This is a genomic window from Bacillus sp. KNSH39, from assembly GCF_052656585.1.
Window position 1 is genome coordinate 5,325,389 of record NZ_JBQXYO010000001.1, and the last position, 16,209, is coordinate 5,341,597.

16 protein-coding genes are annotated in these 16,209 nt (G+C 34.4%); 11 read left to right on the forward strand and 5 right to left on the reverse strand.

The features are described from left to right. Positions 1–29 precede the first annotated feature (29 nt). Positions 30–875 carry a DUF72 domain-containing protein gene (locus ACUL40_RS27385; protein ID WP_000897361.1) on the forward strand — a complete coding sequence of 282 codons (846 nt, stop codon included), beginning with the start codon at positions 30–32 and terminating at the stop codon, positions 873–875. A gap of 214 nt (positions 876–1,089) precedes the next feature. On the opposite strand, the gene ACUL40_RS27390 is transcribed toward ACUL40_RS27385, so the two are convergent. From ACUL40_RS27390 to deoD, 4 genes are all read right to left on the reverse strand, one after another. Next, complete coding sequence (locus ACUL40_RS27390; protein WP_001094860.1) at positions 1,090–1,284, reverse strand: DUF3924 domain-containing protein; 195 nt, start codon at positions 1,282–1,284, stop codon at positions 1,090–1,092. A gap of 121 nt (positions 1,285–1,405) precedes the next feature. Then, a complete protein-coding gene (locus tag ACUL40_RS27395) occupies positions 1,406–1,936 on the reverse strand; it encodes a tyrosine-type recombinase/integrase (RefSeq protein ID WP_000806236.1) in 531 nt (176 codons plus the stop codon). A 107-nt stretch (positions 1,937–2,043) separates the two neighbouring features. Further along, positions 2,044–3,858 (reverse strand): sensor histidine kinase, encoded by a 1,815-nt coding sequence (locus ACUL40_RS27400; protein WP_000797516.1) that lies wholly within the window; start codon positions 3,856–3,858, stop codon positions 2,044–2,046. A gap of 234 nt (positions 3,859–4,092) precedes the next feature. Further along, positions 4,093–4,800 carry a purine-nucleoside phosphorylase gene (gene deoD, locus ACUL40_RS27405; protein WP_000110703.1) on the reverse strand — a complete coding sequence of 236 codons (708 nt, stop codon included), beginning with the start codon at positions 4,798–4,800 and terminating at the stop codon, positions 4,093–4,095. A 177-nt stretch (positions 4,801–4,977) separates the two neighbouring features. On the opposite strand from deoD, the gene ACUL40_RS27410 reads away from it, so the two are divergent. After that, on the forward strand, positions 4,978–5,766 hold the full coding sequence (locus tag ACUL40_RS27410) for a hypothetical protein (RefSeq protein WP_000232610.1): 789 nt from the start codon (positions 4,978–4,980) through the stop codon (positions 5,764–5,766). A gap of 4 nt (positions 5,767–5,770) precedes the next feature. Here ACUL40_RS27410 and mprF read toward each other — a convergent pair whose 3' ends face one another. Then, entirely contained in the window at positions 5,771–8,350 is a 2,580-nt protein-coding gene (gene mprF / locus ACUL40_RS27415; protein ID WP_000010848.1) for a bifunctional lysylphosphatidylglycerol flippase/synthetase MprF, read from the reverse strand. A gap of 184 nt (positions 8,351–8,534) precedes the next feature. Between mprF and ACUL40_RS27420 the strand changes: the two genes are divergently transcribed. The 9 genes from ACUL40_RS27420 (at position 8,535) to resB (ending at position 16,204) form a co-directional block, all read left to right on the forward strand. After that, on the forward strand, positions 8,535–8,924 hold the full coding sequence (locus tag ACUL40_RS27420) for a hypothetical protein (RefSeq protein ID WP_000584367.1): 390 nt from the start codon (positions 8,535–8,537) through the stop codon (positions 8,922–8,924). Positions 8,925–8,946: 22 nt separating this feature from the next. Further along, complete coding sequence (locus tag ACUL40_RS27425) at positions 8,947–9,438, forward strand: YpuI family protein (protein ID WP_000064519.1); 492 nt, start codon at positions 8,947–8,949, stop codon at positions 9,436–9,438. A gap of 105 nt (positions 9,439–9,543) precedes the next feature. Further along, on the forward strand, positions 9,544–10,458 hold the full coding sequence (locus ACUL40_RS27430; protein ID WP_074047853.1) for a superoxide dismutase: 915 nt from the start codon (positions 9,544–9,546) through the stop codon (positions 10,456–10,458). Positions 10,459–10,570: 112 nt separating this feature from the next. Beyond that, a complete protein-coding gene (locus ACUL40_RS27435; RefSeq protein ID WP_001252635.1) occupies positions 10,571–11,695 on the forward strand; it encodes a D-alanyl-D-alanine carboxypeptidase family protein in 1,125 nt (374 codons plus the stop codon). Continuing rightward, on the forward strand, positions 11,688–12,284 hold the full coding sequence (gene spmA / locus ACUL40_RS27440) for a spore maturation protein SpmA (RefSeq protein WP_000247811.1): 597 nt from the start codon (positions 11,688–11,690) through the stop codon (positions 12,282–12,284). The genes ACUL40_RS27435 and spmA overlap by 8 nt, the downstream gene beginning before the upstream one ends. After that, positions 12,281–12,811, forward strand: a complete 531-nt coding sequence (spmB, locus tag ACUL40_RS27445) for a spore maturation protein SpmB (protein WP_000029514.1) — start codon at positions 12,281–12,283, stop codon at positions 12,809–12,811. Before spmA ends, spmB begins: the two co-directional genes overlap by 4 nt. A 289-nt stretch (positions 12,812–13,100) precedes the next feature. Beyond that, positions 13,101–13,829: a 23S rRNA pseudouridine(2605) synthase RluB gene (gene rluB, locus ACUL40_RS27450; RefSeq protein ID WP_000440556.1), complete on the forward strand. Its 729-nt coding sequence runs from the start codon at positions 13,101–13,103 to the stop codon at positions 13,827–13,829. Between the two features lie 106 nt (positions 13,830–13,935). Continuing rightward, on the forward strand, positions 13,936–14,457 hold the full coding sequence (gene resA, locus ACUL40_RS27455; RefSeq protein ID WP_000742192.1) for a thiol-disulfide oxidoreductase ResA: 522 nt from the start codon (positions 13,936–13,938) through the stop codon (positions 14,455–14,457). A 121-nt stretch (positions 14,458–14,578) separates the two neighbouring features. Further along, positions 14,579–16,204, forward strand: coding sequence for a cytochrome c biogenesis protein ResB (gene resB / locus ACUL40_RS27460; RefSeq protein ID WP_000910522.1), 1,626 nt, complete (start codon positions 14,579–14,581; stop codon positions 16,202–16,204). Positions 16,205–16,209: the final 5 nt, after the last annotated feature.

The window sequence follows — 16,209 nt, forward strand, 5'->3', positions numbered from 1 at the left end:
AAGATGAAGTTAAAAAGGGAGGGGTATATGTGCTGTTTATTGGAGTGACAGGATGGGGAGATCATGATTCTTTATACATAAATCCCTATGAAAATAGAAATAAATTACGAACATACAGCGAGTATTTTCCTATAGTAGAAGTGGATAGCTCATTTTATGCGATGCAACCTGCACGAAACTATACAAAATGGGCAATGGAAACACCGAAAGATTTTTCTTTTATCGTAAAAGCATATCAAGGAATGACAGGACATATGAAAGGTGAAATTCCTTTTTCTACGTTCGATGAGATGTTTGATGTATATAAACAATCTATTCTTCCTTTAATTGAAGCTGGTAAATTAAAAACGATTTTATTTCAATATCCACCATGGTTTGATTGTAAAAAGAAAAATGTAGATTTTCTTCGATATACGAAAGAAAAAATGGAAGGTTTACCATGTGCAATAGAATTTCGAAATCAAACATGGTTTTATCCAGAAATGAGAGATAGGACGTTACAGTTTCTAGAACAAGAGAAATGGATTCATACAATTTGTGATGAACCACAGGCTGGGATAGGTTCTGTGCCACTCGTGTTAGAGGTTACGAATTCAGACATGGCATTAATACGTTTTCACGGTCGAAATGTTCATGGTTGGCTTGATAAAGGGGAAAACTGGAGAGCAGTTCGCTGTTTATATCGCTACAACAATAAAGAACTGGAAGAATGGGTTGAACGATTAGAGCAATTAAAAAAGAAAACAAAGGATATATACGTACTGTTTAACAACAATTCAGGTGGGGATGCAGCAGATAATGCGAAACAGCTTATGAAAATGATGAACATTACATATGGTGAGCCGAAGCCGGAGCAATTAAATTTTTTTGAATGATAATAAACAAGAAAGGCACTGTACAAACAGGGGGAATGTACAGTGCCTTTCTATATGAAAAAGAGGGGTAACAATGTTACTGAGCGTTTGGTTGATTCATCAATTGTTGGCTTCATAATAAATGATAATGGTTATCATTATCATTGTCAATGGTTTTTCTAAAAATATATAAAAAACTTTGTATATTTTAAATAGAGATAAAAAAAGAACAGCATTAATGCTGTTCTTTTCCGTTGACGAATTGTTGCAAATCAAAAGGAGTTATCGCCTGGATAAATTCTTTTGAGATAAGTGTTTGAACGAGAGTGCTCTCAGAGATAGAAGCACCTGTTTTCTTTTCATAAGCTTGTTTTAATAAATCAAGTTTTTCAGCCGTTTCTTTTGGTAATTCAATTGTAAGTGTGTTCATAATTTCTCCCCCTTATTATTAGAGTACCACTACAGTATAGGAGAGACAAGAAAAGAGAATATGAAATATAAAAAAGGTTACCAAATTTTCAAATGGTAACCTTTTTTATGTATAAGAGTTATTAAGCAATACCGATATACTTTAAAGTTTTTGATGGAGTACTGTGATCAAAGAAGTGTTGTAAAAATGCAATATCAACACCTGATTTGTATGCACAATAACCCCAAGTTTTTCGAAGTGTATGTGAGCTAATCCCTTCTAATCCAACTTCTTTTGCAGCTTTGTTTAAAATGTACCATGCATGTTGTCTCGTAATAGATTTTGTTCCTTTTTGAGATTTTAACAATGGTTCATTACGTTTCCAAGTTTTACGTTCTTTCATGTAGTCTTCGATTGCGTGCTGTAAGTCTTCATTTACAGCAAACCATTTATGTTTCTTCACTTTTTCATTGTAAAATAAAATGGAATGGCGAACATTTTCATTTTCATCGATTACATCACTAACTTTTAATTGTAAGATTTCACTTACTTTTAAGCCAGAATTTACAGCTAATACGAATAATAAGCCATCACGTTTCGAAGATTGTAAAAGTATATTTTTGATAGTTTCTAATTGTTTTTCATTTTGAATAGGTTGTCCTGCTTGTTTCATTTCACGCACTCTCCTCTTTTATATGTGTAAAGGAAAGGATTAACTTGTTTCTTACTATAAAGGGAGAGTGTGAATTTCATGTGAACTCCTAGTGAAATTAAGACAAATTATTTGACTTCTTTTACTTTTTGTAAATTGAAATAGAATACAACACTGTTAGTCGTATTATACACACCGTATTCGGCATGATGGAGGTCTAAAATGTTTTTTACAATAGATAATCCGAGACCGGTACCTCCAGTGTGACGGCTACGTGATGCATCTAGACGATAGAAGCGATCCCAAATTTTTTCAAGACTTTCTTCAGGGATAGGGTTTCCTGTATTCTCGATTTCGACTTTTACGGTATCTTCTGCTTCTATAATGGAGACTTGTATTTTTTCTCCCTCTGGCGTATAACGGATTGCATTACTTAGTAAGTTCACAACTACTTGCTCAATGCGACTGCGATTTGCTTTAACAAGTATAGAAGGGTCTGCATCGATGTTCACTTGTAAATGTTTTTCTTCCATGCTAAATAATAATTTTGTGTAGACTTGTTGCGTTAATTCACCGATTGAGAACGTCGTCATATCTAGTTTGTAAGTACCAGATTCCAACTTTGCTAATTCTAACATTTCAACAATCAGCCTGTTCATATTTTCTGTTTCTTCTAAAATAACATCAGTATAATACGAAGTATCCTTACTAACACCATCTTTAATTCCTTCTGCAAAACTTCTAATTACACTTAGCGGTGTTTTTAATTCGTGTGATACGCCAGAAATGAATTCTTTTCTTGTTTTTTCTAATTGACGTTCACGTTCAATATCTTGTTGTAACTTTGTATTAGCAACATTTAATCGATCGATTCGATCTTTTAAATTTACAGATAATGTATTGATACTGCCAGAAAGCCCGCCAATTTCATCGTCAGCTGTAACAGGTAATTTCTCGCTGAAATCAAAATTAGCCATTTTTTTTGTAACACGATTTATTTTAATTAATGGCTTAACAATGATTTTTGAGTAGTAGAAGGATAACAAAATAATTACGAGAAACACGATGATTAAGGCATAGACATAATAATCTTTTAAAACGAGCATCGCTTCATTAACAGGCTGCAAAGATGCTATCGCAAAAGCGTATTCTGTAATCCTTCCATTTTCTATAATCGGTTTTACAAAGATACTATTTTTTATATTTTCTCCGCCATCTAATATGAAAGTACTTAATTGGTTCGAGTTAGAAGTTCCCTCTCTAATCATATCTGCAAAATATTGAACGGCTTGTAATGTTTCAATATCATTTGCAAGACGAACCTCCGCTTTGGATGGGAGCTGTAACTTAGTTATAACACCTGTAAAGACGATTCGAGTTGTAGATTTGTATCGGCTTGCAAGTCTGTTCTTAGAAGGGTTACCATTAATTGACTGAAAATCCGAATAGAAATGTTCGTTCTGCCATTGATTATAATTCGTTCCTAATTTTTGTGGTGTGATTATATTATTCTCTTGTACGACTCCATCAACATTGATTATTACATCTTTTTTTAAACCTAAATTTTCGAATTTATTATATTCTTCTGGTGTTAAAAGATTGTTGAGTGGAATGGAATACTGTTTATTATTATTGGGATTAAATACATCGATATAGTAATTGTTATCACTTTTAATAATACCGTTAGAATCCAAAAACTGCATATCGGCATTTGTTTTATCATGAAATTCTTGTTTTAGTTTTCTAACCTGCTCATAACTTTTATCACTTTTATCATAATTATCTACGAATTTTTCAAAAGCAGTTTGGACTGTTTTTACTTTCTTATTAATATAAAATTTCTCTAAAAATAGAGATTGTCCTAGGAAAAAAAGTAGGAATATGATTGTAAATAAAGTGGATGTTAATAAAAATAGTTTAAAGACAATACTTCTGTTTTTCACTGCGTCACCTCTTATGAGAAATACTGTAAATGATTTCTTTATCCCGTTAAATCCGATTGGTTCAACTAATAATCAGTGGGGGATGGAAAAAACCTCCACTGATTAAAGTTTCACTTCATTATAACAAACGTTACAAGAAAGTAGAGGGGAGAAATCTGTCTCTTTATAAAGTAGTTATTTATAAAAAGTCACATAAAAAGAACTCGCCAGACGTATGACAAGTTCTTTAGTGTATTATTGTTGAATTGCTGCATCTAAAGCGATTTCAATCATTTCGTTAAATGTAGTTTGACGCTCTTCAGATGTTGTTTCTTCGCCAGTGAAGATGTGATCGCTAACTGTTAATACAGATAATGCATTTACACCGTATTTCGCTGCTAATGTGTAAAGAGCAGTTGTTTCCATTTCTACTGCTAATACACCGTAATCTCCAAGTTTTTTAACTATGTCCATGCTTTCACGATAAAACACATCTGCTGTTAAAACGTTACCGACACGAACGTGTAATCCTTTTTCAGTTCCAGCATCATAAGCTTTCTTTAAAAGGTCAAAGTTTGCAGCTGGTGCAAAATCAAATCCTGGGAATGTTAAACGGTTCATATTAGAATCAGTACAAGCCGTCATTGCGATAATAACATCACGAACTTTTACATCTTTTTGAATTGCACCGCAAGTTCCAACGCGAATTAAATTTTTAACTCCGTAGCTTTGGATTAATTCGTTTACATAAATAGAAATAGAAGGAACACCCATACCTGTACCTTGAACAGATACACGTTTTCCTTTATAAGTTCCAGTGAAACCTAACATACCACGCACATTATTATAGCAAGTAACGTCCTCTAGAAATGTTTCAGCGATATATTTTGCACGTAATGGATCACCAGGTAATAGAATAGATTCAGCGATTTCGCCTTGTTTTGCTTCGATATGTACACTCATAAAAAAGTCCTCCTTATAATGTATTGATAGAAATCAATATCATTTGCATTATACACTACGAATCCTTTCAATTAAAATCTTTTTATTATTTGTAATATGTGCAAAATAGGAGGATTTCATAAATCATAATCTAGAATATATATCTTAAGAAGTTTTGTATGAATAGAGACAATAAAAATGGTAGGTGATGTTTTGAAAAATCTTGTCATTGGGCTTATTGCGTTAGTACTTATTGTGGCAGGAGGATTTTACATAAAAAAATATCAAGAAAACGAAGAGACTGTAGGAGATGTTCAGGAAGTAAAGTGGGATGTTTCAAATGGAAAGGGAAATGAGAAAGTAGATATTGTATTTCAGTTGTTAAACAACAAGAATAATGAAATTCGTGGTGTAAATGATCAAATGCGGGCAGTGATTGTAGATGGACAGTTAAAAAACATACAACAAATTAAACCCACATTTGCAGGGAACGGGTCATATAAGTTATCTTCCAAAATAGCAAAAGACGAAGAATATACAATATTTTTATACGAAGACAAAAATAAGTCCGTAGAGTCATTCGCTAGGAAGAATTTTGGTAGAACGAAAGAGGAGAACAATAAGAAAAAAGTGAAATTTCCAATCGACAGTGTACTTACAAAAAAAATAGGAGAGTATGAAGTTTCTCTTTTATTTGGCGCATTACATCCGAATGAACCAGTTACGTTAACATTTCAGTTTCAAGCGAAAAAGGGTGAAAAATTGAAATTGCATTCAGAGAGAGGAGAAGTAGAGTCACTCTATATAGTGGATGAAACGAAGGAGAATTTTTTATACGCTATGCCTGTAGATACGGATGAGCAATTACAATACCGAATTACATTTCCTGCCGAGGGCACGTATAAAATGTGGGGGAATTTCTATATAAATGGTAAGAAGTATGAAAAAGAATTTATTGTACAAGTTCAAAAAAGAAAAAACAGCTAAGAATTTAGCTGTTTTTTCTTTTTCCTATTAATTTTGTTACAGAGAGCATTGTAATTGGTAAAGAATGATTCTTCCTAAATGCTAAATATTTACCGCTCCATGCTGGTTTATATTTTTCTTTAAAATGTCGTAATCCGCTGAAACTATACGTATAACGAACGTTATTAAAGATTGCAGCAGCCACTCGTTCAGACCAGAAAGACTGTGTGGATAAACCAACATTTGAAAGTGGTGCCATACCGATATTAAAGGAGTGGTATTCATTTTCTTTTGCCCACTGGAATAAGTGGATGAAAATTGCGTCCATAATGCCGCTAGGCGCATCTGGATAATATCGCATTAAATCGACAGATAATGATCCGTTTTGATATACAGGCATGAATGTTGTGAATGCAATAATTTTTCCATCCGCATCAGATAATGTTGCGATAGGAGCGCGACTAATATATTCACGATCGAAGTATCCGAGTGAAAAACCTTTCTCTTTTTTTCCACCAAGCCATGCATCTGAAACTTTTCTTAACTCTTCATATAATTCGTCGGAGAAAGGTGGCTCATGAATAGAGAATGTATAGCCTTCTCTTTCAAAACGGTTGAAAGTAGCTCGCATGCCAGCGCGTTTCTTTCCTGTTATTGTAAAGGTATTTAAATCAACAACAGCTTCTTCACCAAGCTTAAAGAAGTTATAACCAAAATCGTGGTATAAACTCATCCATTTACTTTCAATTTGATAGAATACACAAATGTATCCAAATCGATCAGCCTCAGCTAAAAACTCTTGCAATACAGTACGATAGGAGGAAGGGTCCCCAATTGGATCACCCAGTACAATAAGTCGTTTTCCAGTTATTGAGAAGAGAATGAGTGCTTTTCCATCACTACTGAAAAAGAACTGTTTATCTCCTAAAAAACCTAAATGACTAAGTACATTTCCACCATGTTCATCTAAGAAGTTTTGTAATCGTTTATCATTAGCTGGTTGCCCGGGAAATTCATTTCGATAACGATTTGCAATGAGTGAACCAATTAGTAAAAAAGTAGGAACAAAAAAGGCAGCTGCTAATGCACTTCGTTTTACTTGTGTAATATTACGAACGACAAAATCAGGTTTGAAAGCTTCTTTTGCACCTGCAAATAAAATACCTAAGTTTTTATATAAATATAACGTTACAAGTAGGAATATAAAAACTTTTACGATATCGGAAAGTGAGACTTCCATTTTCTCACGTACAAACCTTTTACGAAGCATATACAATACAGCGAGTACGATTAATAAAATAAAAGTTTCTTCAACATCAATTCCTTTTAGTGTGTTAAAAATAGCCGCTCCAATTAAAGATACAATCGTCATATAATAAGAACGTTTTGTTCCGTAATATATCCCCCGCGAAAGAATGAGGAGGAGAATACCGAATGTTAGCGATAAGCTAAAAGAAAATTGAATAAGATGTTTTGGAGCTAGAATATGTAAGGCGTGTGCCCGATTTATACTTGTCGGTAGAATGGTTGATAAAATAACCATTAAGCCAGCAAATACTGTTAAAGCAGCAGATGCCCAAGAACCTAACTTTCCTAGAAAGTCACGCTGCAAAGTCCATATAACACCAGTTGTCTCTAATGCAGGCGCAATAAAAGGTTTATCTTCAAACTTTTTAATGGCTACTCCTGTCATTTCAAAAGCTGCAAAAATGAGACCAAGGCAGAAGGGCAAGATGTAATAGACGAGACGATATAATAACATAGCAGGGAGTAAAACACCTGTATCGATGCCGTATTGCCCAAGCCCAGTTAAGAAGACAAGATCAAATGATCCAAGGCCACCAGGAACAAGACTAACGACACCAGCTAAAGCAGCAATAACATATACGCCTAAAAACTTTTGGAATTCGATTTCAATGCCAAATAATAGTAATATGACGTACATAACAATACCAGCAGATACCCATTCGACTAATGAAACTAATGAGTATAAAACAGTTGGGTTTTTCTCCTCTTCTTCTTGTTCCTCTGTTTGCGTCGCTTTTCTATTTTTTAATTTAGAAAATCCGATATATATAGGGACGAAAAGAGCGAAGAAGATAAGAACAGGCCATAGCCATGGTTTTTCATGCAAAATAAATCTCGTGTCTAATATTCCGATAAGACCAAGAAATGAAAGAATGGCTAATCCATTAATAAAGGCAGTTGTCATCCAAGCGATACTTTTAATAAGTTTTCCATTTTCTTTTATATATGGACGATAAAGCATTGTGCGTACGCCGGCTCCAACAAGACCACCAAACCCGATAAATCCATTTAAAGTATTAGCAATCCACGAGATACGGAAAATCTTTTGGACAGGAATGTCAGCTTTTAAGTAACGAAGCATAACATAGTCATAAAAGAACATTGTTGATACAGCGAATGCACCAAGTGTAATTGCTAAAAAGACTCCTCCAGTTGGAATGTTTTTAATTGTATCAATCGCTTCTAAAAAAGAAATGCCCGCTAATTCTTTTTTTGCTTGAAAGAATACAATTGTTAATACAACAAATGGGAAGATAATTTTCCCGATTTGTAAGAAACGTTTCCATGAAAACGACATAAATACAACTCTCCTTGTATAAGAAAACTGAGACAATAATATTATTATGACAAACTTCAAGAAAAATAAAAAGGTAATTTCCTGTATAGGGGAGCTATTTTTTATATAGGTATATTTAAAAGAATATTTTGTTTATCAGAAAATTAAGTTAGAATAAGGTGAAAGAAGGTTGAGGGGGGAGTATATGATTATAAAAGGTTACGTAGGATATGAGTTAGAAAAAGAGAAACCTAATACATCAGAAGATTTTTTTAACAGATCTGAAGTGACATATATATTAAATGGTAAAGAGAAAACTTTTTCGGTTTTATACGTTCGATATTTTGAAGAAGTTTTACAAGAAATTACTCCTTTTGAAGGAAATCCAGTGTATAAAGTAGAAGAACAAAACATATATTTGCGCGATATTGTAGCGATATGTTGTTTAATGAAAGATAAGGAGCTTCGTGCGCAAAAACGTTTGTATTTAAATAATATGGAAGAATTTCAACAATATTTTGATGAGGGAACGGTGTCGAAAGTACAAGAAATATTGGCTGAATTACATAAAAATAAAAGAGTAGAAATAGCGTGAAATGGCAAAGGAGAGAGAAAAAATGTCTAATTTTATGGTTGAAAATCAAACAGAACAAGTTTCTATATTTTTAGAAGATGCTATTAATTTAATAACCAATTATGTAAATTATCATACGTTACCTTCTTTATTAGAGGAAACACCAGCAGGGAATGAGCGATATTATAAAGGGTTATTAGCATCAATGAGACGACTTCTCGTTTTTTGCGAAGAAGGACAGGATGCATGTTTTGTTTTGTTGAATAGCCAGCCATTTCGAAAAACAGCAGCTGAAAAAATTTTATATAAGATTTACCATCAAGTAATTGCAGAGTTTTTTTCACCGAAGAGTGATCATTGGTATGAAAATAGTCGGTCTGCATATACAGGGAAAAATTCTATCGTTTTTCAACAAACACCACCTGCATCTTTAGAGCAAGTGATGAAGAGTTTAGAAGGTAAATTTCAATTGATGCGTGAAGAACTAGAATATTATGAGACGGATTATCAGACAAAGATGTTACACAAATATTGATTGAGGAAAAGAAGCTAAGGTGACTTAGCTTCTTTTCCTTTTGTACAGTTATATAAGGGATTTTCATTGAATATAGTTAAGTGGATAGCATTAGGGAGGTGCAACATGAATCAGCAAGGTGTATTTACAGATTACTTTCATGAAGTAGAAAATTGGTGTGAAAGTGTTCTTCACGTATTAGATAGTCGCGCAATGGAAGTGTATGATGTCCATATGCTTGCTTATAAAATTCAGACGTTATTAGAGCGTATGAAAGAGCATGAGTATGAAACAGATGCAGAGTTTATGTATGAAATAAGCGATGATGTAGAACATATTCAGCATCACTTGCAGGAAGTATTTATGCAAGAAGAAGAGGAATATGAATTATATGAAAGAGGGGATAGTGAACGAGCTGTCCCAATTGGAGGACATACACTCCCGCCATTACCTTATCCATATAATGCGTTAGAACCGTATATTTCTAAAGAAATTATGATGTTACATCATGATAAACATCATCGGAGTTACGTGGAAGGATTAAATAAAGCAGAGAAGATGATGGAAGAAGCGAGAAAAACAAATAAATTTGATTTAATTAAGCATTGGGAAAGGGAAGCGGCTTTTCATGGGTCAGGTCATTACTTACACACGATATTTTGGAATAACATGAAAAAAGACGGTGGTGGAAGTCCAAGAGGAACTTTTTCACAACAAATTGAACAAGATTTTGGGAGCTTTTTACGTTTCCAAAAACATTTTACAGAAGCAGCCTCTAAAGTAGAAGGTTCAGGCTGGGCAATTCTCGTTTGGGTACCCCGGTCTGGAAGGTTAGAAATTTTGCAAAGTACACTTCATCAATTATTTACACAATGGGATACGATACCGCTCCTTGTACTAGATGTCTGGGAACATGCGTATTATTTACAATACCAAAATCGAAAAGATGAATATATTAAAAACTGGTGGAATATTGTAAATTGGCCTGATGTAGAAAAAAGGTTTGAAACTGCGAAACAAATTGAATGGACACCATATTAGACGCAAATTCTCTGCGTCTTTTTTAATGGAAGTAGAAGGAAGATTTCGTTCATATTTTAAAAGGCCAAGCATACACTTGTACAAAAAGTGCCAAAAGGACGTGGGGGGAAATATGAGACGAATTTGTGTAATCATTACGCTTCTTATGATGTATGCAAGCGTTATGCCGATTCCTACATATGCAAAGATAAACAGCAATGTTAGTGCTCGAAATGCTGTATTAATGGAGCAACAGTCTGGTCGTGTATTATACGGAAAGGCAGAACATGAGCCTCAAAAAATTGCTAGTATAACAAAAATTATGACCGCCTTATTAGCTGCTGAATCAGGGAAGATGAAAGAAATGGTATCAGTTAGTAATGAAGCGGTGAGGGTGGAAGGATCGGCAATCTATTTAAAGCCTGGACAAAAAGTGAAGTTAGAAGATTTAGTATACGGACTCATGCTTAGATCTGGTAATGACGCAGCGCAAGTAATTGCTGAAAGTGTGGGTGGGAGTATAGATGGATTCGTATATTTAATGAATCAAAAAGCGAAAGAAATTGGAATGAAAGATACGCACTTCTCAAACCCTCATGGCTTAGATGGAGATGGATCACATTATTCGTCGGCTTACGATATGGCATTATTAACGAAATATGCAATGGGAAACGAGACATTTAAGAAAATCTTTGGAACCAAAACATATAAATCAGATTCTTGGGATTACCCGTGGAAAAATAAACATAAGCTGGTAACGTCTTATTATGAATTTGCAACAGGGGGAAAAACAGGCTTTACGAAGAAAGCTGGGCGAACGCTTGTTACAACGGCATCAAAAGGTGGACTAGATTTAATTGTCGTAACTTTGAGTGCCTCTAGTGATTGGGATGATCATATGAATTTGTTTGATAAAGGTTTTGACCGTTTCAAACAAACGAAAGTTTTAGGACAAGGAGCAATTGCTGAAATAAATGAAAAGAAGTATGCCAACCATGTTTATACGAAAAATAGTTTTTCGGTACCGTTAACTGAAGAAGAAAAAAAGAACGTAGTATTAAAAGTTGAACTCGATAAAAGTACAAAACTTACGGATGGAGTAAAGGTTGGGAAGACAGACATTTATGTTGGTAATGAAAAAGTTGGAGAACGGAATTTATTTTATAGTAAACGAAAGTTAGTAGCTACAACGGGACTTTACTGGAATAATGTGAAAGAAATTTTTTCTTACATGATAGGTGTTGGGAACGATGGTTAATCTCGTATGGGTAGCGATGGCTGTCATTGGGATTGTATACGCCATGATAAATGGAACGATGGAAGAAGTGAATAAAGCTGTATTTGACGGAGCAAAAGATGCGGTAACGATTTGTATAGGACTTATTAGTGTTTTAGTATTTTGGCTCGGTTTAATGAAAATTGCAGAGGAAGCCGGATTGTTAAAAAAATTAGTTACACTTTTTATGCCGATAGTAAAAAGGTTGTTTCCAGAAATACCAAAGGATCATCCGTCTATGGGATTTATTCTATCAAATATGATGGCAAACTTTTTTGGTCTAGGTAATGCAGCGACCCCTCTTGGTATTAAAGCGATGGAACAACTGAAAGAGTTAAATGGAGGAAAGGATTCGGCGAGCCGTTCTATGGTGACGTTTCTAGCATTAAATACATCAGCTATTACATTAATTCCTACGACAGTCATTTCCATTCGAATGACGTATGAATCAGCGAATCCTACTGAAATTGTTGGGGTAACATTTATTGCACAAGTACTTTCTATGATTGGGGCAATTTGGATTGACCGCTATTTTTACCGAAGAAGGAGTAGAAAGGGGCGGAAAAAATGAGCATTGTAAATACAATTTCCTTATGGGTAATCCCTTGTGTAATTGGTTTTATCCTTTTATATGGCACAATAAAGAAAGTGCCGACGTATGAATCGTTCGTTGAGGGAGGAAAAGAAGGGATTCAAATTGCAATTTCCATCTTACCGTTTATGGTTGGAATGCTTGTGTCTATTTCTATATTCCGGTCTTCAGGTGCGTTAGATGCAATGATATCGGTAATGAAGCCAATGTTAGATTTGATCCATGTTCCAGCAGAAATTGTACCCTTAGCACTTATACGCCCTATTTCAGGCTCTGCTGGTTTAAGTATTACGACCGATTTAATTGCAACATATGGGCCAGATTCGTTTATTGGGAGATTGGCTTCTACGATGCAAGGGAGCACAGATACGACTTTCTATATTTTAACTGTATATTTTGGAGCGGTTGGGATTAGAAAAATGGGGGATGCACTAAAAGTAGGACTTTTTGCAGATTTAATCGGGATTATATGCTCAATTGTGTTCGTTTCTTTATTGTTTCAGTAATACTATTCATTTTTTACGCTATTTCGCTTATAATACGTATACGACCACTATTAAGGTGTAGCTTAATAGTGGTTTTTTTATGTGGTATTTTTGACAAAATGATGAACTTTTATTGTGAGAAATATGAAAAATATGGACAATAATAAAGGGTAAAAACATGATTTGACCTTTATATGTTTATTATCATCGCTATGTTGTTTAAGTAAGATGAAGCGAATAGCCGTAAAGCGTATGCGGTTGCCAAGTCTTTCTAATGTAAGGTAAGATAAATTCGAGGTGAAAAAAAGAAATGGAACGATTACAAAAAGTGATTGCGCAAGCAGGTATTGCATCGAGAAGAAAGGCTGAGGAATTAATTCAGCAAGGAAAAGTGAAAGTTAATGGAAAAATAGTGAAAGAGTTAGGGACAAAAGTAACTCCTCAAGATAAAGTAGAAGTAAATAATATCCCTCTTGAAAAAGAAGAACCTGTTTATTTTTTACTATATAAACCAACTGGCGTAATTTCAAGTGTATCAGACGATAAAGGAAGAAGTGTTGTAACGGACTTTTTCCCGGAAATTACACAACGTTTATTCCCAATCGGACGCTTAGATTATGATACGTCTGGCGTATTATTAATGACAAACGATGGGGACTTCGCAAACGTATTAATGCATCCTAGATATAAAGTTGAAAAAACATATGTTGCAAAAATAAAAGGGCCATTAACAGGTGAGAAAATTCGCATGTTAGAACGCGGTGTTACGTTAGAAGACGGTAAAACAGCACCAGCACGTGTGAAAATTATTTCTTGGGACAAGCGTAAAGAGATGGCTATTGTACAATTAACAATTCATGAAGGACGTAATCGTCAAGTACGTCGTATGTTTGAAGCGTTAGACTGTAAAGTAGTGAAATTAAAACGTGAACGTTATGCTTTCTTAGAAGTAGGAAGCCTGCGACCTGGTGATGCGAGAGAATTGACACCACATGAGGTGAAACAATTACGCGCGCTTGCTTCTACAAAGCCAAGATAAGCTATAGAGTTAAAAATTCACCAGTGGAGTGCTCTGCTGGTGATTTATTCAATACAACATTTACAGAAGATAATACATAACATTTACCGAGGAGAGGAGAGATAATATGAAGAAAAATCGCTTATTATTTCGCGTTATTATTCTACTCATTTTATGTGGTGCTGTAGGATTTACCCTTTATCAAGGATTCTTTGCTAATAAAGAGAAAATGCAAATCGGAAAAGAAGCACCTAACTTTATTGTGACGGATTTAGAAGGAAAGAAAATTGAACTAAAAGATTTAAAGGGAAAAGGTGTATTTTTAAACTTTTGGGGCACGTGGTGTAAACCTTGTGAAAAAGAAATGCCTTATATGAATGAATTATATCCAAAGTATAAAGAAAAAGGCGTTGAAATCATAGCGTTAGATGCAGATGAAACGGATATTGCAGTAAAGAACTTTGTGAACCAATATGGTTTGAAATTCCCAGTTGCCATTGATAAAGGACAAAAGATTATAGGAACATATGGAGTAGGTCCTTTACCGACAAGCTTTTTGATTGATAAAGATGGAAAAGTAGTGGAGCAAATTATAGGGGAACAAACGAAAGAACAGTTAGAAGGGTATTTAAAGAAAATTACTCCGTAATAAAGAAAGCCTTTACATAAGGGGTGCGTGTTTATAGTGCCTCTGGTTTAAAAATTCTGAGTATTGCGGTAACTTGAGGTTAGAATATACAATAGTACATATAGATACAGGGGCGGTGAGAGTGTTGAAAGAAATTAAATGTGAATGTGGACATGTTAATCCGATAGGAACCGTTTTTTGTGAAGCTTGCGGGAAACCATTTGAAAGCAATGAAAATGCAAAACTATTGGATATGCGCTATGAGGGGAGTGCACGGAGATCTCTCACGCAGACAAAAACGATAGTCGATAAAATTTGGAGCTTTTTCTCTTCTGTAAAAGTAGGTGTATGGCTAATCGTAATAACTTTAGCTGCATCAGCGATAGGAACTATATTTCCGCAAGAAATGTACATAACTCCAGGTATTGCACCAGCTGAATATTATAAACAAGAATATGGATTTTTAGGACAATTATACTATCAATTAGGGTTTAATAATTTATACGGTTCATGGTGGTATATGATTTTGATTGCTTCTATCGGTATTTCACTTGTGATATGTAGTTTAGACCGCGTTATTCCACTTTATAAAGCTTTAAAAAAGCAAGGCGTAAAAAGACATCCTAGTTTTTTAAAGAGACAGAGATTATATGGGACTGGTACACCGCAAGAAGGTGACCTGGAAAGAGTGCAAGAGAATTTAAAGAAAAGAAACTATAACGTGAAAGTGGAAGACGGAAACGTTTTAGCAGAAAAGGGACGCTTCTCGCGTTGGGGTCCATATGTAAATCATATCGGTCTTATTATCTTTTTATTCGGTGCGATGCTTCGTTTTTTACCGAGTATGTACGTAGACGAAGCACTTTGGTTACGTGACGGTGAAACGAAAGAAATACCAGGGACGGATGGACAATACTACTTAAAAAACGAGAAATTTATAAAAGAAGTTTATGATAAAAGTAAGGACAAGGAAGTTTTTGATGAAGCGATTGATCGTGTAGGCGATAAAATGATTGCGAAAAACTTCCAAACGAATGCCGTATTATATAAAGCAGTAGGAGAAAATATAGCAGGACAAAAACCGAAATTAGAAAAAGTAAAAGAAGCGGAAATTCGAGTGAATGAACCACTGAAATTTGATCAATTTGCAGTGTATCAAGTGGATTATAAAGAAAGTGAATTTAAAAGTATGTCCTTTAACTTGCAAAATAAAGAAAATAATCAAAAGTGGGGACCAATTAAAGTAGATTTAACGAATCCTAAGGAAAAATATGATTTAGGAAATGGTTATTCTCTAGAACTATTAAGCTATTTTCCTGATTTTTATTTTGATGAGAATGGAAAACCAAATACAAAAACGAAATTACCAAACAATCCTGCATTTGTATTTAAAATGTTTACACCTGAAACACCAGATGGTGAAGTGAGTTTTGTTGGTATTCAGCAAAATATAGAACCAGATGGAAACAACAAATATAAAATGTCGTTTGCAGGTGTTGAAATGCAAAATGCCACAGCACTTACTGTAAGAAAAGATTTAACGCTTTGGATTCTCGGCATTGGAGGATTTATATTTATGGTTGGTGTCATTCAAGGTATGTATTGGAATCATCGCCGTATTTGGATACAACGTGTTAATGATGAATGGTGGATTGCAGGGCATACAAATAAAAATTGGTTCGGTTTAAAGAAAGATATTGAAAGAGTACTAGAAGGTACAGCAATTCCACAGCCAAATGATAAAGTAATTGATAAAAAAATTAGTTAAGGTGG